At 68.3% G+C, this 24,637-nt stretch carries 21 protein-coding genes and 1 pseudogene; 2 read left to right on the top strand and 20 right to left on the bottom strand.

The features are described from left to right. The 6 genes and pseudogenes from allB to ASG92_RS04400 all read right to left on the bottom strand — a co-directional run. Positions 1-1,019: pseudogene (allB, locus tag ASG92_RS04420) on the bottom strand (allantoinase AllB); the annotation flags it as partial. After that, the gene (locus tag ASG92_RS28115; RefSeq protein WP_157372099.1) at positions 968-1,234 is read right to left on the bottom strand and encodes a hypothetical protein; all 267 of its coding nucleotides are present in this window, start codon (positions 1,232-1,234) and stop codon (positions 968-970) included. The pseudogene allB and the gene ASG92_RS28115, both read right to left, overlap by 52 nt. Continuing rightward, a complete protein-coding gene (locus ASG92_RS04415; protein ID WP_056624978.1) occupies positions 1,227-2,468 on the bottom strand; it encodes a glycerate kinase in 1,242 nt (413 codons plus the stop codon). Before ASG92_RS04415 ends, ASG92_RS28115 begins: the two co-directional genes overlap by 8 nt. Positions 2,469-2,489: 21 nt before the next feature. Then, positions 2,490-4,268 (bottom strand): glyoxylate carboligase, encoded by a 1,779-nt coding sequence (gcl, locus tag ASG92_RS04410; protein WP_056624976.1) that lies wholly within the window; start codon positions 4,266-4,268, stop codon positions 2,490-2,492. A gap of 137 nt (positions 4,269-4,405) precedes the next feature. Next, on the bottom strand, positions 4,406-5,284 hold the full coding sequence (locus ASG92_RS04405; protein WP_056624975.1) for a 2-hydroxy-3-oxopropionate reductase: 879 nt from the start codon (positions 5,282-5,284) through the stop codon (positions 4,406-4,408). A gap of 119 nt (positions 5,285-5,403) precedes the next feature. After that, positions 5,404-6,204 carry a TIM barrel protein gene (locus ASG92_RS04400; protein ID WP_056624973.1) on the bottom strand — a complete coding sequence of 267 codons (801 nt, stop codon included), beginning with the start codon at positions 6,202-6,204 and terminating at the stop codon, positions 5,404-5,406. A gap of 480 nt (positions 6,205-6,684) precedes the next feature. Between ASG92_RS04400 and ASG92_RS04395 the strand changes: the two genes are divergently transcribed. Beyond that, the gene (locus ASG92_RS04395; RefSeq protein WP_056624968.1) at positions 6,685-6,891 is read left to right on the top strand and encodes a hypothetical protein; all 207 of its coding nucleotides are present in this window, start codon (positions 6,685-6,687) and stop codon (positions 6,889-6,891) included. A 163-nt stretch (positions 6,892-7,054) separates the two neighbouring features. On the opposite strand, the gene ASG92_RS04390 is transcribed toward ASG92_RS04395, so the two are convergent. From ASG92_RS04390 to ASG92_RS04345, 10 genes are all read right to left on the bottom strand, one after another. After that, entirely contained in the window at positions 7,055-8,626 is a 1,572-nt protein-coding gene (locus tag ASG92_RS04390; protein ID WP_277307922.1) for a UDP-glucose/GDP-mannose dehydrogenase family protein, read from the bottom strand. Further along, entirely contained in the window at positions 8,623-9,810 is a 1,188-nt protein-coding gene (locus ASG92_RS04385) for a phosphotransferase (protein WP_056624965.1), read from the bottom strand. The genes ASG92_RS04390 and ASG92_RS04385 overlap by 4 nt, the downstream gene beginning before the upstream one ends. Beyond that, positions 9,807-11,126 (bottom strand): aminoglycoside phosphotransferase family protein, encoded by a 1,320-nt coding sequence (locus ASG92_RS04380; protein ID WP_056624962.1) that lies wholly within the window; start codon positions 11,124-11,126, stop codon positions 9,807-9,809. Before ASG92_RS04380 ends, ASG92_RS04385 begins: the two co-directional genes overlap by 4 nt. After that, a complete protein-coding gene (locus tag ASG92_RS04375; RefSeq protein WP_082579297.1) occupies positions 11,123-13,036 on the bottom strand; it encodes an ABC transporter ATP-binding protein in 1,914 nt (637 codons plus the stop codon). The genes ASG92_RS04380 and ASG92_RS04375 overlap by 4 nt, the downstream gene beginning before the upstream one ends. A 2-nt stretch (positions 13,037-13,038) precedes the next feature. After that, positions 13,039-14,214: a glycosyltransferase family 4 protein gene (locus ASG92_RS04370; RefSeq protein WP_056624959.1), complete on the bottom strand. Its 1,176-nt coding sequence runs from the start codon at positions 14,212-14,214 to the stop codon at positions 13,039-13,041. Continuing rightward, the gene (locus ASG92_RS04365) at positions 14,214-15,434 is read right to left on the bottom strand and encodes a glycosyltransferase (RefSeq protein WP_056624956.1); all 1,221 of its coding nucleotides are present in this window, start codon (positions 15,432-15,434) and stop codon (positions 14,214-14,216) included. The genes ASG92_RS04370 and ASG92_RS04365 overlap by 1 nt, the downstream gene beginning before the upstream one ends. Further along, positions 15,421-16,635, bottom strand: a complete 1,215-nt coding sequence (locus tag ASG92_RS04360; RefSeq protein ID WP_056624953.1) for a glycosyltransferase — start codon at positions 16,633-16,635, stop codon at positions 15,421-15,423. The genes ASG92_RS04365 and ASG92_RS04360 overlap by 14 nt, the downstream gene beginning before the upstream one ends. A gap of 1,078 nt (positions 16,636-17,713) precedes the next feature. Next, positions 17,714-18,295, bottom strand: a complete 582-nt coding sequence (locus ASG92_RS04355) for an AAA family ATPase (RefSeq protein ID WP_056624950.1) — start codon at positions 18,293-18,295, stop codon at positions 17,714-17,716. A 124-nt stretch (positions 18,296-18,419) separates the two neighbouring features. After that, positions 18,420-18,542 carry a type B 50S ribosomal protein L36 gene (ykgO, locus tag ASG92_RS04350; RefSeq protein ID WP_056624948.1) on the bottom strand — a complete coding sequence of 41 codons (123 nt, stop codon included), beginning with the start codon at positions 18,540-18,542 and terminating at the stop codon, positions 18,420-18,422. Continuing rightward, positions 18,539-19,714, bottom strand: coding sequence for a GTP-binding protein (locus tag ASG92_RS04345; RefSeq protein ID WP_082579296.1), 1,176 nt, complete (start codon positions 19,712-19,714; stop codon positions 18,539-18,541). Before ASG92_RS04345 ends, ykgO begins: the two co-directional genes overlap by 4 nt. Positions 19,715-19,915: 201 nt before the next feature. Here ASG92_RS04345 and ASG92_RS04340 point away from each other — a divergent pair, with 201 nt between their 5' ends. Further along, complete coding sequence (locus tag ASG92_RS04340) at positions 19,916-21,307, top strand: cation:dicarboxylase symporter family transporter (protein ID WP_056624946.1); 1,392 nt, start codon at positions 19,916-19,918, stop codon at positions 21,305-21,307. 21 nt (positions 21,308-21,328) lie between these two features. Here ASG92_RS04340 and ASG92_RS04335 read toward each other — a convergent pair whose 3' ends face one another. The 4 genes from ASG92_RS04335 to ASG92_RS04320 form a co-directional block, all read right to left on the bottom strand. Continuing rightward, the gene (locus ASG92_RS04335; protein ID WP_162256295.1) at positions 21,329-22,138 is read right to left on the bottom strand and encodes an NADPH:quinone reductase; all 810 of its coding nucleotides are present in this window, start codon (positions 22,136-22,138) and stop codon (positions 21,329-21,331) included. A gap of 126 nt (positions 22,139-22,264) precedes the next feature. Next, on the bottom strand, positions 22,265-22,963 hold the full coding sequence (locus ASG92_RS04330) for an alpha/beta hydrolase (RefSeq protein ID WP_240986999.1): 699 nt from the start codon (positions 22,961-22,963) through the stop codon (positions 22,265-22,267). A 132-nt stretch (positions 22,964-23,095) separates the two neighbouring features. After that, complete coding sequence (locus tag ASG92_RS04325; RefSeq protein ID WP_056624940.1) at positions 23,096-23,944, bottom strand: PhzF family phenazine biosynthesis protein; 849 nt, start codon at positions 23,942-23,944, stop codon at positions 23,096-23,098. Between the two features lie 140 nt (positions 23,945-24,084). Further along, positions 24,085-24,600 (bottom strand): YbaK/EbsC family protein, encoded by a 516-nt coding sequence (locus tag ASG92_RS04320; protein ID WP_082579294.1) that lies wholly within the window; start codon positions 24,598-24,600, stop codon positions 24,085-24,087. Between the last annotated feature and the right edge of the window lie 37 nt (positions 24,601-24,637).

Here is a 24,637-nt window from a genome sequence, read left to right as displayed (position 1 = left end):
GTCCTTCCGGACCACCACAACGCCGTCTGCGTCGCCTGTTCCAGGGRGATGCCGCGGTGCCGGGCCTCGGTCCAGATCAGGGACAGGCCCAGCTGGAGCGAGGAGACGCCGCCCCAGGCCACGGCGAAGTCGCCGTTTTCCAGGTCCTTGAGGTCAAGCGTGGAGGGGGAGTGGTCCGAGACGATGCAGTCGATGGTGCCGTCCTGCAGGCCCTGCCAGAGGAGCTCGCGGTTGGAGGCCTCGCGGATGGGCGGGCAGCACTTGTACGCGGTGGCGCCGTTGGGGATTTCCTCGGCCATGAGGGTGAGGTAGTGCGGGCAGGTCTCCACGGTGAGGTGGACGCCGTCGCGCTTGGCGGTGGCGATCATCGGCAGCGCGTCGGAGGAGGACAGGTGCAGGATGTGGGCGCGGGCGCCGGTCCAGCGGGCCCGCTCGATGACTTCGGCGATGGCCTTGTTYTCGGCGCCGCGGGGGCGGGAGGCCAGGAAGGTCGCGTAYTTGTCCCCGCCCGGGTGGGGCGCGTGGTCGATCGCGTGGGAGTCCTCGGCGTGGACGATCATGAGGGAGTCGAAGGACTTGAGCTCGGCCATGTCCTCCTCCATCTCGTCCGCTTCSAGGTGCGGGAACTCGTCCACGCCGGAGTGCAGCAGGAAGCATTTGAAGCCGAACACGCCTTCGTCGTGCAGCGGGCGGAGGTCCGYCTTGTTGCCGGGCACGGCGCCGCCCCAGAASCCGACGTCCACGAACGCCTGGTCCTCGGCCACCTCGCGCTTGAGTTTGAGGCCCTCCACGGTGGTGGTGGGCGGGATGGAGTTCAGCGGCATGTCGATGATGGTGGTGACGCCGCCGGCCGCGGCGGCGCGGGTGGCKGASGCGAAGCCCTCCCACTCGGTGCGGCCGGGCTCGTTGACGTGGACGTGGGTGTCCACGAGGCCGGGGATGAGGGTTTCGTCGTCGGCGAGCTCGATCACTTCGGCGCCGGAGAGGCTGTTGCCGAGCGGTTCGATCGCGACGATCTTGCGGGCTCGTTGACGTGGACGTGGGTGTCCACGAGGCCGGGGATGAGGGTTTCGTCGTCGGCGAGCTCGATCACTTCGGCGCCGGAGAGGCTGTTGCCGAGCGGTTCGATCGCGACGATCTTCCCGCCGCGCACGCCCACTTCACGCGCCGCGATGCCGGCGGTGGTGAGGATGCGCCGGCCCCGGATGACCAGGTCAAAGGTTTCTTCAGACATTCAGGGGCTCCTTTGTGCGGGCACTGTTCGCTGGTGCGGCGTTGGCCGGGACCGTTTCCGCCAGCTCCAGGCCGATGTTCGTTCCCAACCGTTCAAGCAGGGATGCCGCTTCGGCTATACATATATCTACCTTGGCCTCCAGCGCGGTGAGCGGGTAGACCTGCCGGAAGCCGGAATCCTTCTGCTGTTCGGGCGTGAGCGTGGTGCGGCCGCAGACGGCCATCACGGGCACCCCGGCCAGCGCCGCCGCGCGGGCCACGCCCATGGGCGTCTTGCCCAGCAGGCTCTGTTCGTCGAGGCTGCCTTCGCCGGTGATCACCAGATCGGCGCCGGTCAGCCGGTCTGCCAGTTCCGTGAATTCAAGCACGACGTCGATCCCCGGCCGGCGGGTCGCGGCCAGTACCGCGATGGCTGCGTAGCCGACGCCGCCGGCGGCTCCGGCGCCCGGAGCGTCCGCGGCTTTCAGCGCCCGCGGCCCGATTTCGTCCGCGAGGACCCGCACGAAGTTGGCCAGGGCGCCGTCCAGCGCGCGGACGTCCTCAGGCGTGGCGCCCTTCTGCGGGCCGAAGATGGCGGCGGCGCCTTCCGGGCCCAGCAGCGGGTTGTCCACGTCGCTGGCGAGGATGAAGCGGGCCTCGTCCAGGCGGGAGTCGAAACCGGAGAAGTCGATGCTGGCCAGGTCCGCCAGGGCGGCGCCGCCGGGCGGAAGCTCGTTGCCGGCGGCGTCAAACAGTATGGCGCCGAGGCCCTGCAGGACACCCGCTCCGCCGTCGGTGTTGGCGCTGCCGCCGACTCCCAGGATGATCTGCCGGCAGCCGGCATCGAGCGCGGCGCGGATGAGTTCGCCGGTGCCCAGGCTCGTGGCCGCCTTCGCGGTGGCGGAGTCGGGGCTGCCGGTCCCTCCGGCACCGGTCTGTCCGGAGCCGCCGGGCAGGACGGCGAGCCCGGAGGCGGCGGCCATCTCGATGACCGCCTCCCGCCCGCGGACCGCAAACTCGGCCGTCAGCGGCAGCCCGGTGGGGCCGCTGACCACGGCGCTGCGGCGGGTGAAGCCGGAGCCGACGGCGGCATCCAAGGTGCCCTCGCCGCCGTCGGCCACGGGAATCCGCAGTACCTCAAGGGGGCCCAGCCCCGCGATGCGGGAGCCGGCCTGCAGCCCCTCCTCAAGGTGCCGGGCGACGTCCGGGGCGGAGAGCGAGCCCTTGAACTTGTCCGGCGCGATCACAATGCGCATTGCAGTGCCTGTCTTTCCTGATTAGGGCTGCAGGGCCAGGATGGCGGTGGGGGCGTCGGCTGCGGTCGCGGCCAGCTCCTCGAACTCGTTCACGGCGTTGATTTCCACACCCATGGAGATGTTGGTGATCTTCTCCAGGATCACTTCAACGACCACGGGAACCTGGAACTCGCCCATGAGCGCCTTGGCCTTGTCGAAGGCGGCGGCCATGTCGTTGGGGTCCTCCACCCGGATGGCCTTGCAGCCCAGGCCCTCGGCCACCTTGATGTGGTCCACGCCGTACCCGTTGGTTTCGGGGGAGTTGATGTTCTCGAACGCCAGGGACACGTTCTGCTCCATGTTGAACCCGCGCTGCGACTGGCGGATCAGGCCCAGGTAGGAGTTGTTCACCACCACGTGGATGTACGGCAGGTTGAACTGCGCGCCCACGGCCAGTTCCTCGATCATGAACTGGAAGTCGTAGTCGCCGGACAGGGCAACCACGGTCTCCTCCGGCTTGCCGCGGACCACGCCCAGCGCTGCCGGGGCGGTCCAGCCCAGGGGGCCGGCCTGGCCGGCGTTGATCCACTTGCGCGGGCCGAACACGTGCAGCATCTGGGCGCCGGCGATCTGGGACAAGCCGATGGTGGACACGTAGGTGGTGTCCTTGCCGAATGCCTTGTTCATCTCCTCGTACACGCGCTGCGGCTTGATGGGGATGTTGTCGAAGTGCGTCTTGCGGTGCAGGGTGGCCTTGCGCTCGGCGCACTCGGCAACCCAGGCGGAGTAGTCCGGCAGGGTCTTGGCGTCGCGGCGCTCGCGGGCCAGCTCCAGCAGCCCGTCCAGGGCGGCACCGGCGTCGGAGGCGATGCCGAAGTCCGGGGAGAACACGCGGCCGATCTGCGTGGGCTCGATGTCGATGTGAACGAACTTGCGGCCGGCCGTGTAGGTGTCCAGCCCGCCGGTGTGGCGGTTGGCCCAGCGGTTGCCGATGCCGATCACGAAGTCGCTGCGCAGGTAGTTCTCGTTGCCGTAGCGGTGCGAGGTCTGCAGGCCCACCATTCCGGCCATCAGCGGGTGGTCGTCGGCGATGGCGCCCCAGCCCATCAGGGTGGGGATGACCGGAACGTTCAGCAGTTCAGCCAGTTCCACCAGCTGCGCGGAGGCGCCGGCGTTGATGATGCCGCCGCCGGCCACGATCAGCGGGCGCTCGCCTGCGGTCAGCATGTCCAGGGCCTTCTCCAGCTGCTTGCGGCTGGCCCTGGGCTTCTCGACGGGCAGGGGCTCGTAGGTGTCGATGTCGAACTCGATCTCGGCCATCTGCACGTCGATGGGCAGGTCCAGCAGCACAGGGCCGGGGCGGCCGGAGCGCATCAGCTGGAACGCCTTCTGGAAAGCGCCCGGAACCTGGCCGGGCTCCAGGACGGTCATGGCCATCTTGGTGACCGGCTTGGCGATGGACTCGATGTCCACGGCCTGGAAGTCTTCCTTGTGCAGCTTGGCCACGGGGGCCTGGCCGGTGATGCAGAGCATGGGGATGGAATCGGCCCACGCGGCGTACAGGCCGGTGATCATGTCGGTGCCGGCAGGGCCGGATGTGCCGATGCAGATGCCGATGTTGCCGTCTGCGGCGCGGCTGTAGCCGTCAGCCATGTGGCTGGCGCCTTCAACGTGGCGGGCCAGGGTGTGGCGGATGCCGCCGTGGGCCCGCATTGCCGAGTAGAACGGGTTGATTGCCGCGCCTGGCAGGCCGAACGCCTCGGTGGCGCCCTCCTTCTCCAGGATGGCGACGGCTGCGTCTACGGTGCGCATCTTCGTCATGGTGTGCTCCTTGAAAGCTTTGGCCCTCTGCGGGCGGAATTTGGGGTGTTTTTGGGTGTACTTGGGGAGCCGCCGTCGTTTATGTACGACGGCGGATCTCCGGTTTTGCTTGTTGTCCGGCTACTGCCGGAGGTGCTTTACTTCCGGCCGCTGAGCTGGAGGACCTGCTTGAAGAGTCCCGAGTGGTCCAGTCCGCCGTCGCCCTGGTTGACGGTGGCGGCGACGAGCTGTGCGACGACGGCGCCGAGCGGGATGGCGACGTTGGCTTCGCGGGCGGCGGAGGTGACGATGCCGAGGTCCTTGTGGTGCAGGGCGAGTCGGAAGCCGGGGTCGAAGTTGCGGTCGAGCATCTTCTGGCCCTTCTGGTCCAGGACCTTCGAGCCGGCCAGGCCGCCGCCGAGGACCTTGAGGGCGGCGTCGGTGTCCACGCCGTAAGCCTCGAGGAAGGCGATGGCCTCGCCGAGGACCTCGATGTTGACGGCGACGATCAGCTGGTTGGCTGCTTTGACGGTCTGGCCGGAGCCCGAGGGGCCGACGTGGACGATCGTCTTGCCGACGGCGTTGAGGACGTCCTGTGCTGCCTCGAAGTCGGCCGCGTCGCCGCCCACCATGATGGAGAGGGCTGCGTCGATGGCGCCCTGTTCGCCGCCGGAGACCGGTGCGTCGAGGGGATGGATGCCTGCTGCGCGGGCGTCGTCGGAGAGGCGCTTGGCGACGTCCGGGCGGATGCTGCTGGCGTCGATCCAGAGGGTGCCCTGCTTGGCGTTGGCGAAGACGCCGTCGGCGCCGCTGACTACACCCTCGACGTCGGGGGAGTCCGGCACCATGGTGATGACGACGTCGGCATCCTTGACGGCGTCGGCGATGCTCGTGGCGCCGCGGCCGCCTTCGGAGACCAGCTTGTCGATCTTGTCCTGGCTGCGGTTGAAGCCGGTGACGGTGTGGCCGGCCTTGACGAGGTTGATGGCCATGGGCAGGCCCATGATGCCGAGTCCGATGACTGAAACGTTGCTCATGATGGTTCCTTACTGAAGTCTGTGGGGAGATTGAGTTAGCCGGACCCAACTAGGTCGCAGTAGATGTCGTTTTGAGGGCTCTAAACGACATCTACTGCTACTCAGTTGGGCTAGGGGGACTATCCGGCGGCGTGCTCGCGGATGGCCCAGCTGAAGGCCGTTTCCTGCGGTTCCTTGTACTCGAGGCCGATGTAGCCGTCGTAGCCGAGTTCGCGGCTGCGGGCGATCCACTCGCCGAGGGGAAGCTCTCCGGTTCCGGGAGCCCCGCGGCCGGGGTTGTCGGCGATCTGGATGTGGCCGAAGTCCTTGGCGTGGTTTTCGATGACGGCGGCGACGTCGTCCCCGTTGACCGCCAGGTGGTAGAAGTCGGCGAGGAGCTTGACGTTGTCGACGCCGGACTCCGCCTTGACGCGGGCGATCACCTTGAGTGCGTCTTCAGCCGTGAGGAGCGGGTACTTGGGTGCGCCGCTGACCGGCTCGAGGAGGACGGTGCCGCCGATGCGGGCCACGCCGGCCGCCGCCGCCGCGAGGTTTTCGGCGCCGACGGCGTCCTGCTTTTCGGCGGATTCGCCGTCCACGCGGTTGCCGTACAGCGCGTTGAATGCCTTGCAGCCCAGGCGCTCGCCGATTCCAGCGACAACGTCGATGTTGTCGCGGAATTCCGTGGAGCGTGCCGGCCAGGAGGTGAGGCCGCGGTCGCCGCCGGGCATGTTGCCGGCGTTGAAGTTCAGGCCGGAGAGCTGGACGCCGGCGTCGGTGATGGCGCGCTCGAACTCGTTGACCTGGGCGTCGGTGGGGAGGGAGGTTTCGAAGGGCCACCAGAACTCGACGGCGTCAAAACCCGCCGCCTTCGCGGCTGCGGGGCGCTCGAGCAAGGGCAGCTCCGTCAGGAGGATGGAGCAGTTCACTGTGTACGTCATCGTAGGTCCTTCCGAGGAGGGGCTTTGATCTATCTTCCCGCTAACTTGGCTCTTACGAGATTCCGCTTTGTGGAATTTAGATTCTGCTTTATGAAAAGTTTAGGGAAGGTGGGGGCGGGAGTCAAGGGGGTGTGTGAGTGGGGCAGTTCGGTGTACGAGACGGGAGAGGAAGCAATTTGGCGAAAGTGTGGACGCGAAGCGTCGTCCCATCTGTCGCCTGCGCGCCACACCCCTTCGAACACGAGCCGAGACCGATGCCTTAGTTGCAGGGGACTTAATGGCTGCCCCAGGCACTGTCTGGGCGGCGGTTTCTTTCATAGAATTGATGTGGGGCCGACGGCAAGAGCCCTGGCAAGCCCGGGGTGCCTTCCCAACCGCCGCCGGCCCTTATGATCGCGGCACGAGCGCCGCAACATTCCGATCCGGTCACGCTACGCCCGGAAATCTTTCCGCGTGAACAAGTGCGTGTGACCATGGGGCATGAGCGAAGAACTGATGGCGGCGGCACCCTCCGGCGGTGGCGCTCCCCGCAATCGAACGGCCGGAATGTTCCATCCCGAAGGCTCCGAGGCAACGCGGCAGATGCGCGAGCAGGCCAGGCGCCGGCGGGAAGCAGAAGCGAAACTGCAGCTGCACCTGATGCAAACCCGCACGAATCCCGCCGGAGCACCTGACCCGGCGCACTGACAAGCGGCTCTCTGACCGCCAGCCGAAGCTGGCCAAACAACACACCGCACCACGGCCCGTATCCACAACCCCTAGCACCCAGATCACGACACCACTCACATCACGGCGGCACCCTCACGGTGCCGCCGTGATTGCTGTTCCGGCCGCCCGGCGACCCATCCCCCTACACACCCAGCGACGCATCCCGCGCCGCCGGTTCAACCCGCCGGATAGCCGGGGTCCGCGCCGGCAGGCGGGTGGGAGCCCCGAGGGCGCGGTAGTCCCAGCCAGCCGCCCGGTAGGCAGCGGCATCCAGCGCGTGCCGGCCGTCCACGATGTTCCGGAGCTGCACCAGCTCGCCCAGTGCGGCCGGATCTGCGCGGCGGAACACGTCCCATTCGGTCAGGAGGGCCACAATCTCGGCTCCGGTCACGGCGGCCTCCAGCGAGGCGGCGTAGGCCAGGTCCGGGTAGCTCCGGCGGGCGTTGTCCATGGCCTTGGGGTCGTACACGGTCACCGTAGCCCCGGCCTGATGGAGCATGCGGGCAACATCCAGCGCCGGGGCGTCCCGGATGTCGTCGGAATCGGGCTTGAAGGCGGCGCCAAGGACAGTGACATGCACGCCGGCCAGGTCCCCGCAGGCCATTTCGGTGATGAGGTCCACGGTGCGCTGGCGCCGCCGCTGGTTGATGGCATCCACTTCCTGCAGGAACCCGACCGCCTGCCCGACGCCGAGTTCCCTGGCCCGGTGGGTGAAGGCGCGGATGTCCTTCGGGAGGCAGCCGCCGCCGAAGCCGAGGCCCGGCTTGAGGAAACGGCCGCCGATGCGGGTGTCGTAGGAGAGCGCCTTGGCCAGGTCGTTGACGTCGGCGCCCGTCGCCTCGCACACCTCCGCCATCGCGTTGATGTAGGAGATCTTGGTGGCCAGGAAGGAGTTGGCGGCTGCCTTCACCAGCTCCGCCGTGGCGAGGTCGGTGACCACCACTGGAGTGCCCTGGGCGATGATCGGCGAATAGCAGGTCGCCAGCCGCTCCCGGGCCCACTCGGACGCAACGCCGAACACCAGCCGGTCCGGGTGCAGCGTGTCCTCCACCGCGTGCCCTTCGCGCAGGAACTCCGGGTTCCACGCCAGCTCCGCGAGCATGCCCGCGGGGGAGCCTGACTGGACGAACCCTGTGAGCCGTTCCGCCGTGCCGATCGGAACGGTGGACTTGCCGGCGACCAGGCAGTGCCGGTCCAGGTGCGGGGCCAGACGGGCGAGGGCCGCGTTCACGAAGCGGAGGTCGGCTGCGGGGGAGTCTGCCTCCTGCGGGGTTCCGACGCACACGAAGTGAATGTCGGCGCCGCGGGCCGCGGAGAAATCGCTGGTGAACGTCAGCCTGCCGCTTTCCAGCATTATCCGCAGGAGCTTCTTGAGTCCCGGCTCGAAAAACGGCGGCTTGCCGCGGGACAGCGCGTCCACCTTGGCCTCGTCGACGTCGATCCCCACCACCCGGTGGCCCAGGAGCGCCATGCACACGGCGTGCGTGGTGCCCAGATACCCGGTCCCGATGACGGTCAGCGAAAGGCCTGCGGGACCGGAGCCGTTCGAGGATGGACCGGCGCCGTTACCTGCGGGACCGGAGCCGTTCGAGGACGGACCGGCACCGTTACCTGACGGGCCGGCGGCGGTGGCGGCAGCGTCAGCAGGGGCGTGAAGAACGGGCGACGGCGGAACGGACGGGGCGACGTAATCTCCCCATGGGGAATTGCTCATGTCAGGCTTCGTTCTGTGCTCAATAGGGGGACGGGTTCGCGCCCGGGCGCTCTGCGTTCGGGCGATCGGCGCAGCTCCGGCGAAACCAGGTCCATTGATGTCAGGTATCTCACCGCCCAGGATCCCCACGGCGGGCGGAAGGAGTAAATGCAGGCCAGCCGGAGCCGGGCGGAGGCGGCATACGCCTCGAACCGTTCCGGGCTGACGTGCAGGCGGCTGGCCGCGGACACGATGCTCGCATGGGCGATCGCAAACCGCTGGGCTGTAAGCAGGTTCTGCCTCCGGCGCAGTTCCAGGTGCACGTCCAGGTTGGCCAAATCCAGGGCTGCCTCGGCCCTGCAGGCCTCGTCGAAATCCAGCAGCCCCGGTGCTCCGGCGTTGTCGATGCCCACTCCGGCGTTGTCCGTGCCCAGTATTTGCTTGTCGTGCAGGTCTCCGTGCGCCCACCCCAGGGGATCGTGGGGCCCGGCCAAAAGACCGGCCGCTACGGCGTCGACCTGTGCCAGGAGAGCAGCGCGTCCCTGCGCAGCCTCGGGGATCCCTTCGCTGTGGAGCAGCCAGCGATCCATCCACCGCCGCACCTTGGCCAGTTCTTCCTCGGCATCGCGCAGCGGAAGCTGCTCCAGGCTGCCGCGGAAAGCGGAGCCGCTGGCGCGGGCAACAGTTTCTGTCCAGGCCTGCGACCAGTCAGCCCACATGCCGGCAAAGAAGTTGTCTGTGACGGTGGTCTGGTCCTGGCCGAGCTCATAGTAGGACCGGCCGGCCACGCGGCTGAAGACCAGGACGTCCGGCCGGGCTACGGTCATGACCGGTGTCCTGAAGCTGCCGCCGGCCAGGGGCGCGGTGGCCAACACGTGGTTTGTGGTCGCACCAGGCGCCTGTTCAGGCCGGAACACCTTGATGTACGTGTCGCCGGCACGGAGGACTGCCCGCTTGTGGGCGCGGTGGACCACTGTTTCCCCCTTGGATGACTCGCGTGCGAGGGCGGGCAGCTTGGAGTCGTCCGCGTCTACCGGGACAAACCGGCCTTCGCGGAAGAACCCGCCCAGAACGCCGGGATGGTCGGGCGACTGCACCTCGAGGACGTAGCGGCCTGCCGAGATGCCGGGCCATGCTCGGCTCACCAGCCACTCTTTTCCCGCGGGGTCCGTGACGCGGCTGGGTACGGGAGGATGCCAGTTCATGAGATCAGCTCCTTAGCCCGGCGCAGGTGCCAGGACATGTCGGCGGCCCATTCCGGGGACCGGTCCCGGAAGGGATCAACGCTGCTGTTGAAGAGCCGGAAGGCCGCCCAACAGTCCACGCCCGCTGGGGTGAACCGCCCGCCAGCCCCGGCGTAGCCCTCGCTGACCCGCGCAGTTTTCGGGCCCCCGGCACCCCCGGCACCCCCGGCGCCCCCAGCGCGGCCGGCCCGCCCGCCAGGCCCGCCAGAGGCCCCGGCGTGTACGGCTTCCTCCGCGGCAGCGAAGGATCCCAGGTCAGCCTCGGCCACGCCGGTGCGTGCCCGGTCGAAATCTATGAGGCGCACCTCCGAACCACCCACCAGTACCTGGTCCGCGGAGAAGTCCCCGTGAACCAGGACGTACCTGGCCGCGGCGCCGTCCGTCAGCAGGCGGGCGCGCAGCTCGGCCTCGACCCGTCTGGCCGGTTCCTCCAGCGCGGGGAGCAGCGACGCAACCATGGACCGTGTTGCCTGGAGCTGCGCTGCGATTTCGTCCCGCCAGACCTCCGGCCCGGCCGGGAACCCTTCGAGGGGTATTCCATGCAGCCTGGCCAGGGCTTCCCCGGCGCTGACCGCCCCGGAGTCGTCGTCGAGCCCCGCAAGGTCGCCTCCGCCCCAGGCCGCGCAGGCGCTGATGCCGTGCTCGAGGCATTCGGCGTCGCCCAGCTGGCGGAGGTGCGGAACGCCGTGCAGGTTCAGCCGCTCCAGGAAATCGGCCTCCTGTTCGGCCCCGGCCGGCGTTGCGGCGGCCTTGATGACCACCGGGGCGCCGGAGTTCTGGACGAAAAGGACCAGGCGGCGCTCGGGCTTGTACCGCAGCACGCTGCCGGCGCCGGCCAGCAGCGCGCCCGGACGCAGCGGGAGGCCGAGCCGTTCCATGCCGTGGTCGCGCAGCCAGAGCAGGTTCCCGTAGAGGACCCAGTCGTCCTCGACGCCGCCCACCGCCACCAGGTTGTCGTCCTGCCGCGGATCGGGCCGCAGGACCCGGATGTCTCCGCCGCGGGACCGCGAGGTGAGCTCGCGCCTGAGGAGCTTGGCGTTGCCGGTGCGGGTCCGGGTCAGGGCCCAGCCGTAGTCGAAGGCGCCGTTGCGGATGCGGCGGAATGCCACCAGCAACGAGGTGCGCGGCTTGTAGCGGACCCGGGTCACGCGGACGGTTTCGCCGAGCAGCGAGGACAGGCGGGCGTTGTCCAGCAGGTACGGGAGCCCGGGCAGCGCATCATCGCGGTTGGCCAGGGAGCGGTCCGGATTCTTGAACCCGGACTCTGCGCCGGTCATGGCACTTCCAGCTTCTCTTCGGGCCGGCTGGGGTCCTCGTCATCCATCCAGCGGGCGAACCTGGATCCGGGATCCCGCAGCAGTATTTCCGGGCGTCCCTCCTCCATGATCCGGCCGTCTTCGAGCCAGACGATGCGGTCGCACGAACGGGCGGAGTGGGCGTCGTGGGTGATGGTGATGGAGGTCCGTTCGCGCGTCAGGGCGGCAAGGGCCTGCAGGACGGAGTCCCGGGAGGCGGAGTCCAGGCCCGCCGTGGCCTCATCGAGAATGACGATCGGTGCCTGCCGGAGGATGGCGCGGGCAATGGCGATCCGCTGCCGCTGGCCGCCGGAGAGGTCCTTCGCCGCTTCGCCCAGCACCGTGTCGTAGCCGTCCGGGAGCGCGCGGATGAAGTCGTCGGCCTGGGCCAAGGCGGCAGCCTCCTCGATTTCGTCGTCCGTGGCGTCGAGCCTGCCGAACCGGATATTGTCCCGGACGGAGATGCCGAACAGCACGGAGTCCTGCAGCAGGATGGACACATGCGACCGAACGGACGCGATCTTGAGGTCCCGCAGGTCCTCACCGCCTACCCTGACGGATCCGGTGGCGGGATCGATCATGCGCAGGATGAGGCTGGCCAGGGTGGACTTTCCGGCGCCGGACGGGCCCAGGATGGCCAGGTGCTCACCGGCCGGGATGGTCAAGTTGATCCCGTGCAGCACCATTCCGTCGCCGTGGCCTGCGAACACGTCCTCAAGCACGATGTCCGGGTTCTTGCTGTCCAGGCGGCGGGCATGGGCAGACTCGGGCAGGTCCGTCTGCGCTTCCAGCAGGTCGGCCACGCGCTCGCCGGAGGCCGTGGCCCGGGCGATCCGGCCAATCTGTTTCGCCACGTCCTTCAGGGGCTTCATGCCCGTCTTCAGGTACATCAGGAATATCACCAGGTCACCGGGCGTAATCACGTGCTCCATGACCCGCCAGCCGCCGCCGGCCAGCACCACCGCCGTCGCGACGCCGATCAGCACATCGGTGCGCCGCTCCAGCCCGGCGGCAAGCCGCAGCGCCGCGACGCCCGTTCCCAGGGTGGCCTGGTTGCTGGTGCGGAAGCCGGAACTGATGGTGTCCTCCAGGCCGTAGGCCTGGACCTCGCGGATGGCGCCCAAAGTCTGTGCCGCCGTCGTGGCCAGGTAACCCTCCCCTTTGCGGGAGCTGCCGGCCGCGGCCGTAATCGGGCCGGAGCTGGCGCGGGACAGGAGGACGAAGACGCCGACGGCCAGGACCACCACCAAGGAGAGCAGGGGATCCAGCCAGAGGAGTATGCCGGTCATCGCCACCAGGGTGGCCATGTTGCCCAGCAGCGGCAGCCCGGCGGTGATGGCCACGTCCTGCAGGCGGGACACATCGCCCACCAGGCGCTGCACCGTGTCCCCGGTGGACGCCCGGGTGTGGTGGCGCATGGACAGGCTCTGCACGTGGCGGAAGGCCCGTGCCCTCAGGTCCGCGGCGACCCGCGAGCCGATTTGGGCGAAGCAGACGGCGGACCAGTAGTTGGAGATGGCGCGCCCGATGCTGATGGCCACCACCGCCGCCCCGCACAGGATGAGTGTCTGCATGCTGGCGTCCATGGTGGGACCGGGTTTGTGCAGCGTGGCGCCCAGCGAGCGGGAAACGGCGTCGATCACCACCTTGAGGGGCCACGGCTCCACCAGGCGGAAAGCCACGTCGAACGTCAGCCCGACGAATCCTCCCACCATGAGGGCGCGGTGGCCCTGGAGATGCGGGCGTACACAGCGCAGAGTGCGCCGCAGCCCGGACTCCGGCTTCGGGGACCGGGCGGGGTTCCGTCCCCGCCGCAGGGACGGGCGCCGCGGCTTCCGTGCGACGGCCGTTTGCTGCCCTGGCGGCTGTTGGCGGTGGGGGTGTGCGGTCATGGTCAGGCCACCTCCTGCCGGGATGACAGTGCCGCGGTGATCAGGGAAAGCACGCCGTCCCAGCTGTGATGTTCGACGGCGGCGGCCCGGGCCTGGGTGCCCAGGCGTTCGCGGAGCGCGGCGTCCGCCGCCAGACGGTTCAGGGCGGCGGCGAACGCCGGCGGGTCGCCGGCGGGGACCATCAGCCCGGTGTGTTCCTGCTCAATGATGGAGGGAATCTGGCCCACGGCCGTGGCGATCACCGGCATGCCTGCGGCCAGGTATTCGTACACCTTCAACGGCGAAAAATAATGGTCGTGGCCGGGCGCCAGCTGCGGATAGGGTGCCGCGGCGGCGTCGCATTCGTGCAGCAGCCGCGGCACGGACTCCGGCAACACCGCTCCGGTGAACTCGGCGTCCACGCCCAGCTGGGCCGCAAGCCGTTCGAGGTCCGGCCGGCCTGGCCCGTCGCCGATGATCCGCACGGTCCACACGCCCGTGCTCGTGGGATCAGCGTTGGCCAGGGCCACCGCCTCTAGCAGGTCCGGGACGCCGTGCCACGGCTTGAGGGTGCCGGTGAAGGCCACCGTGAAGTGGCCGGGATCCGACAGTCCCGCCCGCCCTCCGGACGGCCGCGCCGTGATCCGGAAGGTGTTGACGCCGTTCGGCGCCAGCACGGTCCTGGCCTCGGGAACGCGCTGCTTCACCCACCGGAGCACGGGCTCCGAGACGCAGGCCACGGCGTCGGCGGCCAGGGCGTTCCGGCGGAGCATCGACTCAGCGAGGTCACCATCAAAAAGCTGGCGGTACCGCTGCTGCTCCTCGATCAGCGGCGCATTGACCTCGAGGACGGCCGGGACCCGGAGCGCGCCGGTCACCATGGACAGTGCCGGGCTGAACAGTGAATAGCGTTCGTAGACCACATCGCAGCCGTCGCGGACGGCAGCGTCCGCGAGGGCGCACGCCGCCTCTTCGATGGCGCGCTCCCGCCCGGCCCGCTCTGCCCGGCGGGGCGGACGCTCGACGACGTCGAGGCCGGCCAGGTCGGCCGGGCGGTCGTTCCCGGCGCGGACGCAGTACACCGTGACGTCGGCTCCGGCCCTGCGCCAGGCGCGCACGATCTCCTGGACATGGACGGAGGATCCCTTGGTGCCGAAGACGGGGACGCCGGGGTCGGCGCAGACGTAGGCGACGCGCATCACGCCACCTTCCTTGCCTCGAGCGACAGGGCGCGGAGCTTCTCGGCCTGCTGCCGCACGTCGTAGTCCCGTTCGATCAGTGCGCGTGCGTTGCGGGCCAGGGACACCCTGTCCGTTGACGGTGCGCTCATGCGGCGGATGGCCTGGGCGAGCAGATGCGGAACGCCGGGCCTGGTCAGGATTCCCGTGCGTCCGTTGTGCACCACCTCGGGAATCCCGGTGACGGCGGTGGAGATGCACGGAACGCCGGTGGCCATGGCCTCCAGCAGCACGGTGGGCATCCCGTCTGCGTTGCCGTCGGCCCCCACCACGCACGGAGCAATGAATACGTCGCAGGACTCCAGCAGCTCATGGACCTGGTCCTGGGTCTGCGGCCCCAGCAGCCTGACGTGATCCGCAAGCCCCAGCTGCTCGACGTCGGACTGTACTTGGGCGGCGAGCACACCTGTTCCCGCGATTCTCAGGTCCAGGGGGACGCCCTGGGCGACGAGCTCGGCGGCGGCGGGCACCAGGTGCTGGAATCCCTTCTTTTCCACGAACCGTCCGACGGCGGCCACCCTCACCGTGGCGCCGATGGGCCGGGGGTCGCGGTACGGGAAGCGGCTGAGCTCCAGGCCGTTGCGCACGAGGTGCAGGCGGGAGGTGACGTCCGGGAAGCGGCGGCGCAGGAAGCGGAGGTTATAGGCGCTGATGGTCACGGCATGGTGGGCCTGCGCAAACTTGGTCCGGAGATCGTCGTCGTCGACGGTGTCAACGAAGATGTCCACGGCATGGGCCGTGAAGGAATAGGGAATGCCGGTGATGGCGGAGGCCAGCCTCGTGACGCTCGTGGGGGTTGACGCGAAATGAACGTGCAGGTGCCTGATGTTCCGGTTCTGCAGGGCCACAGCGAGGTTGATGGCCTGGAGCGCATCGTTCGGGCCCATGGTGGCCAGTTCCGTGAAAACCCGGGACACCGCCGGGGCGAGGCCGGCGGCTTCCGCCGCACCGAAGGTCTCCCACACGCCCTCGGCGCTTTTTGGACGGGCGATATAGGTCACGGGCGCCTTGACGCGTGCCAGCTCAGGATGGAATCGCGGGTCGTTGGGCGGACGGAGGGAGAAGATCTCAATCCTGTCCCCGGCGGCCTCGCGCGCCAGGATCTCGGAGACGATGAACGTTTCGGAGAACCGCGGGTACATTTTCAGGATGTAGGCGGTGGCCGGTTCAGATTGCAACATGCGCGGCGCCCTCCCGGATATGGTCCAGCGGCCGCGTGCCGCCGGAGTTCAGCACGGGCAGCAGGAGACCGGCCGCCAGCTGGGGCACCCGTACCAGTCCGTTGAGCTGTGCGCGCCGGCGGTCCACCTTGGTGCCGAGCCGCTGTGCGAGCCAGCCGGCGAGGACGGCGGGCGTCAGCGTGCCGATGTCGCGATGTTCCAGGTAGCCCGCGGCGGCGAGGGATTCGGCCCGGATCCGCTGCTCGGAGCGTGACTCGGTGCGCGGCACAATGAGGGCCGGAACCCTGGTGCTCAGGATCTCGCAGACCGTGTTGTAGCCGCCCATGGAAACGATGGCCTCGGCGCGGCGCATGTGGAGCACCATGTCGTCCAGGGTGTCAACGATTCTGACGCCCGCCGTGGCCTGCCGGCGCAGATCGTTGAGCTGCTCGTCGGGCATCTGCGGTCCCGCAACGATCAGGTGGCCTACTCCCGGGGGCAGGGCGGCGGCGGACGCCATTTTCGCCAAGGCGTGCCCGTCGGCGCCGCCTCCCACCGTCGTCATGAAATAGGGGCGCGGCATGGTGAGTTTCCCGGAACCCGGCGGCCGCCCCACCGCAAGGTATCCGGTGTAGTGGATCAGTTTGCGGACGGAGGGCGGAATTTCACCCGCAGCAACCGGATCGTGGACGGCAGGATCGCCGTAAACCCAGATGGCGTCAAACAAGGCCTTTACTAGCCCTGCGCCGCCCTCCCGGTCCCATTCAGCGATGGCCGCATCCGGCGAATCCAGGATTTCGCGCAGCCCCAGCACCACCCGTACCGGTCCGCCGGCCCGGGCCCGGCGCAGGGCCACTTCCAGCTCGTGATGAATTCCGGTGGCGTGCCGGTCCACCACCACCAGATCGGGGCGGAAACTGCCCACGACTGACTCCAGCAAGGAAGCCCGCAGTGACACCAGGTCCGGCATGGGAACGTCGAGGTTCCTGGGACGGTAGCCGCTGCGGCTCTTTTCCACGCCCGGCAGGATCACCCAATCCCAGCCGGGGGGAAGCTCGAATCCCGGGGCGAGCGCCGTGCCGGAAACCAGGACGCCGGTCACCTCACGCCCGGTCAGGCCGGGAAGCTGGTTGCTCAGGGCATGAGCCAGGGCGAGATTGCGGCGCACGTGCCCCAGCCCCAGGGAGTCGTGCGAATAAAGAACAATTCTAATAGGTTCCACGTGGGGCCCCACAGCCTGCCGGACTCTCACCGGGAAATAGCTTTTGGTTTGTAAGCCTTAATGGGAAGGCTTAATCGGGAATGAGGGAAACATTAAAGAACTCTCATAAATGTGAAGGCTTAATCGGGAATGAGGGAAACATTAAAGAACTCTCATAAATGTCCGTAGGGGAAGATTGCGGACCAGTTGCGGCTGACAAATGTCGGAACGTAATGGATTGGTGCCTGGGACGTTTAGCGCATGGGACTGCGGATGCCTGCGTGCGTCCCGGTCCGGCCGCAGTCATGCGGCGTGGCTGCCGGGAGCCGGAGGCGGCCGGCTGAGGTGTTGCCAGGTCTCTTTCTCTTGCGTAGGGAGTAAACACGGGCAACCGTCGGCAGCGCGCGTAAGAGTAACGGATGCGCTCAACGCGCCGTCCCGCAGCCAGTGGTCGTCGCCCTGAGGGCCGGCCCACGCGGCTGTTTGCTGTTCGCTGATGATGCTGACGGTTGGCGCCGCATTCGGGATACTTTCCCGTAGTTGGACGGTCGCAGCCTGTGCCGCGAACTGTGCGACGGGATGGGGGAGCGGGTTGTGGGCGAAGCCCGGGGTGGAGGGCGCCACGAACGCCACGACGGCGAGGAGTAAGAGGGCCCCGGCAAGGCGTGGACCTGTCCATCTGCCCCTGCCCGAGGCAAAAGCGAAGGGTATGAAGTAACTGTGCATTGATACCCCCGCGACAATTGGAGGGTGGGAACTGAATCCCACGTTGCCACCGCTTGACGTGAAGGTCAATCTCTAATTTCAACGTTTAACCGCGAAAATAAATGCATCGATTGGCGAATCAGGGAAAACGACGGCGGGATCTCCCGCCGTCGTTTTCCCTGCAATTGGCGGACGGTGATGGGGGCGCGTTCCGCACATTCAGCCCGAACAGCGGCACTTCGCCGAGTGAAGGAAGCCCCCGCGCGAATCCTGAGACTCAAGCGCAGAGGCTTCCCAGCCCTCCGGTTTGGGGGGAAAGCGGAGAGCTCGGATTCAATGTACCGTCGCGTTCACCCGCACGACGGCGGATTTGCCCCGTTTCGGAGATTCTTGACTAAACCTTGAGCGCGCCGGCGTCGTCGGTGGCTTCCGTCAGCCCGGACAGGACCTCAGCCGGCGGCGCATCGGCGTCGATCTTCACGAAGTCCGTGTACTCGGGCAGCGAGCGGTAGGCGTCCCGCAGTGACTGCAGATCATCCAGGGATTCCTCATCGGTGCCGCGCGCCACGATTCTGTCGTGCGCCCGTTCCGGGCTGACGTCCAGGTAGGCCACCAGATCCGGACTTGGCAGCGCGCCGATGAGGCGCGGAAGAAGCCGTCCGCGCGGCAGGCCCCTGGTCCGGCGCAGCGCCAGCTGGCACTGGAGGTGGCGGTCCATGACCACCAGGCCGGGAAAGCGCCGCGCCCGGGCATGGGACACCAGCACGTTCGCCACACGGATGGCAGTTTCGACGCCATCGGCCAGCCGGGCAGGGAACCGAACGCCGCACCTGGCGCTGAGCAGCGACATCCTGCGCCGCCCCGCGTAGTTGCTGAGCAGCAGCGCTTTGGTGCCCTGCGCGCGGGCGGCGCCAACCAGGGCATGGGCTGCCGTCGTTTTTCCTGAGCCGTCTATTCCCGTCAGCACAATGATCAAGTGGCCTCCTTCCGCCACCTGTTCCAACGACGCGCGCCGCCGGATCGTCCCGGCGTGAGGCGCAACTCACTCCGGGCGCGCAGCGCCGCGGCGCGACTCCCCCGGCGAACGGTCCCGGCCGGTCTCAGCCCTGGCGGGCCTTCATGCGCGGGTTCTTCTTGTTGATGACGAAGGTCCTGCCGCGGCGGCGGACCACTTGCGCTCCCGGCATTTTCTTCAGTGCCCGCAGCGAGTTCCGTACTTTCATGTGTTGCTCCTTTGTTTGGGATCGGTGGGCTGGGTTTCGTTGGATCCGGTTTCATTGGACCCGGCTTCGTTGGGTTCGGTAAGGCCGAACGGATCGCTCAGCCCGGCAAAGCCGGCCTCCATTTCCGCGTCGGTCAGTTCGCAGCCGGTCAGCAGCCGGGCGATCTCTTCCGGGTCGATGTCTTCGCCGGTGGCCGCGAGGACAGTCCCGCGGTCGCCGAACTCCGCGTGCCAGTCCAGCCGCGCGTCCGCGCCCCGGTCCGCCGAGGGGGCGGCGCCCTGGTCGGCGAGCCACGGGCCCGTGTTCTCCAGCCAGACGCGCGGCCCGATTCCCTGGACGGTGATCCGGCACCCGGGGGCTGCCGCTATCCACAGCCGGCCGCGGAGCCAGCAGCATCCCTGCGCCAGCGTGGCCAGCGCGTGCCGGAACCGCTCGGGGTGGAGGGGGCGCCGAACCCGCTGGATGATGGTGGTGAACGGTGAGGCGGACGGTCCGGCCGGGACCCGCACTGCGCCAAGGGCGGTCCTGCCGGCTGCCTCCGCGTAGTCATGCCTGCCTTGGCGAATGCTGCCCGCATCCTCGGTGATGTCCGCGTGCGGCGCCAGTTCGCGGAGCAGCTGCAGGCCGCGGGCGCGCCCTTCGGGGTCCACCGGCACAAGTTCGGGATCGGCCCAAAGGACGGTGTCGCTGAACTGCAGGTCTCCGATGAGGAACTCCCCGGGGGTCCGCTGGTCGTCGGGGACCGGCGTGAACCCGGACTCGAACAGGGTGTGGTGGTCCCAGATGTGGTCTTCCAAGGCATCCGGCGCGCACGCGAGTACCGCTGCGTCGACCGTGAACTCGTGCGCGAGTCCCCGCTTCAGGGCCTGGATGGCCGTCGAGGAGGGCACGGCGGGCGGCAGCCCGATGATGATGTGGTCTTCGCCCAGTGCCAGCAGCCGCTCGACGGTGGGGACCACGTCCAGACGCACCGTGCAGCTGAGGCAGCCGTGTTCCAGGAGGGTTTCTTCGCGCTCGAGGGGCCCGGACCGGGCGAAGACGCGGCGGATGACGCGGCCGTTCTCGAGCAGGTCATGGAGGACGATGACGGCCCCGGGGTGGGCGGCGGCCAGGGCCTGGCACGCCTGCTGGCGGCAGAGGGCATCGAGGGAACTGACGACGGTGAGGTGCATGCCTCAACACTAATGAGAATCGTTCTCAAATACAACCCAGCCGGAGCCCGGGCCCTCGAACGCGCGGTGTCAGCAGATGAAAGTTCCATTAAGCGGTTAAACAATTCCGCAGTGCGGATGTAGCGTGCCGGAAACATGCCGTCCCTAGTGTTGCGTTTGACCGAACGGCACCCCTGCCACCGCACACCGATAGGCATCCAGATGAACCTCCCAGCGTCTCCTGCTGTCCAGGCACCGAAGAAACCTTTCCACAAACAGCTGTTCTTCCAGATCCTCGTGGCGGTGTGCCTCGGCGTGCTGATCGGGCATTTCTGGCCCGGCATCGGCTCGGGCCTGCGGCCCCTGGGGGACGGCTTCATCCAGCTGATCAAGATGATCATTGCGCCGCTGATCTTCCTCGTGATCGTCACCGGGATCTCGGCGGTGGGAGACGTCAAGGCTGTGGGCAGGGTCGGGGTGAAGGCCCTGGTGTACTTCACGGGCGCCACTTTGTTCGCGCTGGTCTTCGGGCTGATCGTAGGCAACGTAGTCCAGCCCGGCGCCGGGCTTAACATCGACCCCGGCACGCTGTCGCAGGATGCGCTGGATGCCAAAACGGGCACCGCTCCTCCCAAGGACGCGGGTCAGTTCCTGCTGGGCATCATTCCCACCAGCGTTGTTGGCGCCTTTGCCTCCAACAGCCTGCTCCAGGTGCTCTGCTTCTCGGTCTTCTTCGGGGCGGCCATCGTGGTGGTGGGCCGTGAACGCTGCCTGCCGGTGGTGAACCTGCTGGAGACCGTGCTGGAACTGTTCTTCAAAATCATGGGCTGGGTCATGCGCGTGGCGCCCATCGGCGCGTTCGGTGCCATGGCGTTCATCATCGGCCAGTACGGGCTCGGCTCCCTGGGCACCTACGCCGTGCTCATCGCAGCCTGCTACGGCGCGGCCATCATCTTCATCGGACTCCTGTTCCTCGTGGCCTGGGTCTATCCGCGGGTGCCGCTGTGGCAGTTCATCAGGTATTCGCGGGAAGAGTTCCTGCTGGCCCTGGGAACGGCCTCCACCGAGTCCGTCCTGCCGCGCATCATGACCAAACTGACCAACGCCGGCTGCTCGCGCGCCACCACCGGACTGGTGGTTCCCACCGGATATTCGTTCAATCTCGACGGCGCCGCACTGTACCTCTCCATCTCCCTGCTGTTCCTTGCCCAGGCCTTCGGCCACAACCTGGACCTGGGCCAGCAGCTTGCCGCCCTGGGCGTCCTCATGCTCACCTCCAAGGGCATGGCGGGTGTGCCGGGCTCGGCCTTCCTGGCGCTCTCCGCGACAGCCGGTGCGCTGGGCATCTTCCCCGTGGCCGGCGTGGCGCTGCTGCTGGGGGCCGATCGTGTCATGGATTCCATGCGGGTCTCCGTGAACCTGCTGGGCAATTGCGTGGCCACGTTCGTGGTGGCGAAGTGGGAGGGCCAGTTTGACCGGGAGGCAATGCTCGAGGCCTTCCGCGGGGAAGCCGGTGAACGCTCGACGGCGGCCGGCTCGCCTGAGGTTCCTGCCGCCGTCGGCAGTGTGCCGGCGGACGCCGGCGAACGCGAGGTGCCCGAACCGGCGCGGTGACCCGCCGCCGCCGGTGTTCTGCTACCTGACCTGCAGGACCACCTTGCCCGCCGCCCGCGACGTGGTGATGAACCGGTGGGCCTCGGCCGCGTCCGCGAGCGGAAACCGCTTGCCGATCACGGGCCGGATGGCTGAGGAGCGCAGCACGCTGTCCAGGGCTGAGTAGGCGTCCTCGAAGTCCGCCGGGGTCATGTTCCACAGGGCGGTTCCCCGGATGTCGGCTTCGGCGACCATGAGGGAACGCGGGCTGACCTGGACGGGGCCGCGGCTGCCGACGATGACAATGCGGCCCCGGGAGGCCAGCAGGTCCATGTCCTCCTGGAGGTTCTTGTTGGCAAGCATCTCCACCACCAGGTCAACGCCGCGGCCCTCCGTGAGGTCCCTGATCTGCGCGACGTGACCGGGCTGGGTGTGGTCCAGCGCGTGCGCCGCCCCGTTCTGCAGGACCAGCTCCAGCCCGGTCGGCGTCCCTGCTGTCCCGATGACTGTCATCCCGTGCGCGACGGCCAGCTGGACGGCCGGTATGCCCACGCCTCCGCTGGCCCCGTGGACAAGGACCACCTCACCGGGGGTGCCGCGTCCGCGCTGGAATAGGGCGCGGTAGGCGGTGGTGTAGGGGACCCCGAGCGCCGCACCCTCCTCGAACGACAGGCGGTCGGGGAGAAGGTGCACGATGCCGGCGTCGCACACCATCGTCTGGGCATAGGTCCCGAGCGTCCGCGCCGGGATCGTTGACACCCAGACTCGGTCTCCCGCCTGCACGTGGGTCACGCCAGGGCCGGTGGCGGCAACCACCCCCGAGCCGTGTTCCGTAATCTCAATTCTTTTCATCCGGCGGCCTACTGGAATGCCACTAGTCGGCCCGGTCTTCGAGCCCGTGCAGGAACCGGCGGACTTCGGCATTGAACGCCGCCGGCGCTTCCGCGCAGGCCAGATGCCCGACGTCGGGAATCACGGTTAGCGTTGAGCGGGAATCTGCCGGTGCATCTCGTTGGCGACACTCAACGGTGACCGAACATCCCTTTCGCCATAGAGGAGCAGGGTGGGAACCGTGATGGTGGGCAGGACGTCGCGATAGTCGGCGTGGCCGCTGGCGTTCAGCACTGCCCGCATACCTGCCGAGTGGAAATCGGCCATGATCCCGCTGACCTCGTTGACGACGGACTGGTCGGCGTGTTCGGTCAAGAGCGTGGGCAGCCACACCGGAATGAATTTCTCCGGCGGCTGGTCGAGCTCGCTGAGCACCTGGGCGTTGCGCCGGTCCACTTCCTCCGGAGGCAGCGAACCCGCCCAGCCTGCGTAGGCGGAAGCCAGCACCAGCGAAGCCGGCAGCTCAGGATGCCCTCGATAGAGCTCCAAGGCCACCCCGGACCCCCACGACAAACCGAGCACACTGGGCCTTGCCGGAACAGCGGCCCGGAGGAAACCGGCAAGGGCGTTCCCAAAGTCTTCGCCCGAAAAGTCCGGCGAAGGGATAGTCGAACTGCCGCAGCCGGGAGCATCCCAGGCAACAACAGTGAACTCGTCCGACAACGCTTCCAGCTGCGGCCGCCAGATGCGGCTGTCTTCGTAGGCTCCATGCAGCAGCACCAGTGCTGGCCCCCGGCCGGCGCGCTGGTAGGCGATGCGCAATCCTGCAACTTCGACGGCGTCCATGGACCACCCCGTGTTCGCGTTGCGTACGGTCCGCCGGACGCGGCCGCCGGGTCCTTTCATTCCGGACCTGAGGCCGATTCTAGACCTGGGGGACTCCGGCATCCATGGGCTTCGGAAGTGCCCCGGCGGGGCCTACAGCCCCACGACGCCGCGGACGACAGTGCGGCTGGCGCCGCCCACCCACATGGTTTCTGCCTCGCTGGTGACGGTGACCAGTCCGCCACGCCCGAGGACCGTTCCCTGCCGGACGGTGTAATCCGCGGCCACCACGCCCTCGCCGCGCAGCCACAGCGCCAAACCGGCGTTGAGGCTGCCCGTTACCGGGTCCTCGGGAACGTCCAGACCGGGGGCAAAGGCGCGGACCTCGAAGTCCGCCGGGCCGCCGTCGTCGAAGGCGCCGATGACGCCGACCAGGAGGTCGCCCATGGCGGAGAAATCGGGCTCGAGGTTCACAACCTGCTGGGCCGTTGCCAGGCGGATTCCCAGCCACCCCGGGCCGTTGTCCACCCAGTTGCTTCCGAGGACCTGCTCATGGCCGATGCCGAGGCTGGCCACGGCCTGCTCGAGCACCGCTGGTTCCACCGGGCCTGATCTGCGGAGGGGCGGCGCCGCGAAGGACAGCCCGTCCTCTGCCCGTTTGATGTTGACCAGGCCGGCCCCGCATTCCTGGACCAGTTCGCCTTCGCCCTGCGGCTGGCCGCCGTTTTCCAGCCAGGCGTGGGCGGATCCGAGGGTGGGGTGCCCGGCGAACGGAATCTCTGCGCGCGGGGTGAAGATCCGCAGCCTGTAGTCCGCGTCCGGATGGGACGGCCGCAGGAGGAAGGTGGTCTCCGACAGGTTGGTCCAGTTGGCGAAGCTCTGCATCTGTTCCGTGGACAGGCCATCGGCGTCATGGACCACGGCGACCGGGTTGCCGGGCTTCGGTCCCGGGGCAAAAACGTCTACTTGCGAGAAGGGGTATTCGTTGACGACGGCGGCCATGCTGCTCTTTCTCTCGGGTTCAGCGGGTGTCCTGACGGATTCCTCACCCACGGTAGGCGGCCGGCCGGACGCGGCACCATAGCCAATCTGCGAAAGTGGCCTCCGCTCCCTGGATCGCCGGCCGGGGCCGCGGAACGTTTTCAGTCCAGCTGCTCCGCCGGCTCGCGCGGAGTGGCGAGCCCGTCCACCACCTCGACGCCGGGCAGCTTGAGGAGCTCGGCCGGGGCGAGGACGATCTTGCTGGACCGGTTCCCGCCGCCCATCACCACCCGGGGCGCGTCCAGGACGGCCCGGTCCACATAGATCGGGAGATCTTCGATGCCGGCAGCAGTGACGCCGCCCACCAGCATGCCCGTCTGGGCCACGGTGGTCTCGGCGTCCGCAAAGGAGGCCCGCTTGACGTCCAGCAGGCCCCGGACGGAACTGTTGACGTCAAGGCGGGTGGTGCCGAGCACTACGCAGACGGCGTACCGGGGCGGGTCCAGTTTGCGGGACGACACCAGGATGGTGTTGGCCGCCTGGTCGAGGGTGAAGCCGTAGTGCTCGCAGAACTCGGCCGTGTCCGCGAGTTCCGGGGAGCACTCGAGCACCTCGTGGCGGACGCCGTGGGCGGCCAGGGCATCGGCCACCGCGGGCAGGAGGATCGTGTCAGTCACAGGAGTTCTCTCTTCCGTTCAAAGCTGCGGGCGGCAT

The sequence above is a fragment of the Arthrobacter sp. Soil736 genome (genome assembly GCF_001428005.1).
In the GTDB taxonomy this organism is placed as follows: domain Bacteria; phylum Actinomycetota; class Actinomycetes; order Actinomycetales; family Micrococcaceae; genus Arthrobacter.
This window is presented reverse-complemented; position numbering and strand designations above follow the sequence as displayed.

Coding starts and splice junctions, on each gene's coding strand:
- ASG92_RS28115 (WP_157372099.1), bottom strand. CDS start 1,234: ATGTCTGAAGAAACCTTTGACCTGGTCATCCGGGGCCGGCGCATCCTC.
- ASG92_RS04415 (WP_056624978.1), bottom strand. CDS start 2,468: ATGCGCATTGTGATCGCGCCGGACAAGTTCAAGGGCTCGCTCTCCGCC.
- gcl (WP_056624976.1), bottom strand. CDS start 4,268: ATGACGAAGATGCGCACCGTAGACGCAGCCGTCGCCATCCTGGAGAAG.
- ASG92_RS04405 (WP_056624975.1), bottom strand. CDS start 5,284: ATGAGCAACGTTTCAGTCATCGGACTCGGCATCATGGGCCTGCCCATG.
- ASG92_RS04400 (WP_056624973.1), bottom strand. CDS start 6,204: ATGACGTACACAGTGAACTGCTCCATCCTCCTGACGGAGCTGCCCTTG.
- ASG92_RS04395 (WP_056624968.1), top strand. CDS start 6,685: ATGAGCGAAGAACTGATGGCGGCGGCACCCTCCGGCGGTGGCGCTCCC.
- ASG92_RS04390 (WP_277307922.1), bottom strand. CDS start 8,626: ATGAGCAATTCCCCATGGGGAGATTACGTCGCCCCGTCCGTTCCGCCG.
- ASG92_RS04385 (WP_056624965.1), bottom strand. CDS start 9,810: ATGAACTGGCATCCTCCCGTACCCAGCCGCGTCACGGACCCCGCGGGA.
- ASG92_RS04380 (WP_056624962.1), bottom strand. CDS start 11,126: ATGACCGGCGCAGAGTCCGGGTTCAAGAATCCGGACCGCTCCCTGGCC.
- ASG92_RS04375 (WP_082579297.1), bottom strand. CDS start 13,036: ATGACCGCACACCCCCACCGCCAACAGCCGCCAGGGCAGCAAACGGCC.
- ASG92_RS04370 (WP_056624959.1), bottom strand. CDS start 14,214: ATGCGCGTCGCCTACGTCTGCGCCGACCCCGGCGTCCCCGTCTTCGGC.
- ASG92_RS04365 (WP_056624956.1), bottom strand. CDS start 15,434: ATGTTGCAATCTGAACCGGCCACCGCCTACATCCTGAAAATGTACCCG.
- ykgO (WP_056624948.1), bottom strand. CDS start 18,542: ATGAAAGTACGGAACTCGCTGCGGGCACTGAAGAAAATGCCGGGAGCG.
- ASG92_RS04345 (WP_082579296.1), bottom strand. CDS start 19,714: ATGCACCTCACCGTCGTCAGTTCCCTCGATGCCCTCTGCCGCCAGCAG.
- ASG92_RS04340 (WP_056624946.1), top strand. CDS start 19,916: ATGAACCTCCCAGCGTCTCCTGCTGTCCAGGCACCGAAGAAACCTTTC.
- ASG92_RS04335 (WP_162256295.1), bottom strand. CDS start 22,138: ATGAAAAGAATTGAGATTACGGAACACGGCTCGGGGGTGGTTGCCGCC.
- ASG92_RS04330 (WP_240986999.1), bottom strand. CDS start 22,963: ATGGACGCCGTCGAAGTTGCAGGATTGCGCATCGCCTACCAGCGCGCC.
- ASG92_RS04325 (WP_056624940.1), bottom strand. CDS start 23,944: ATGGCCGCCGTCGTCAACGAATACCCCTTCTCGCAAGTAGACGTTTTT.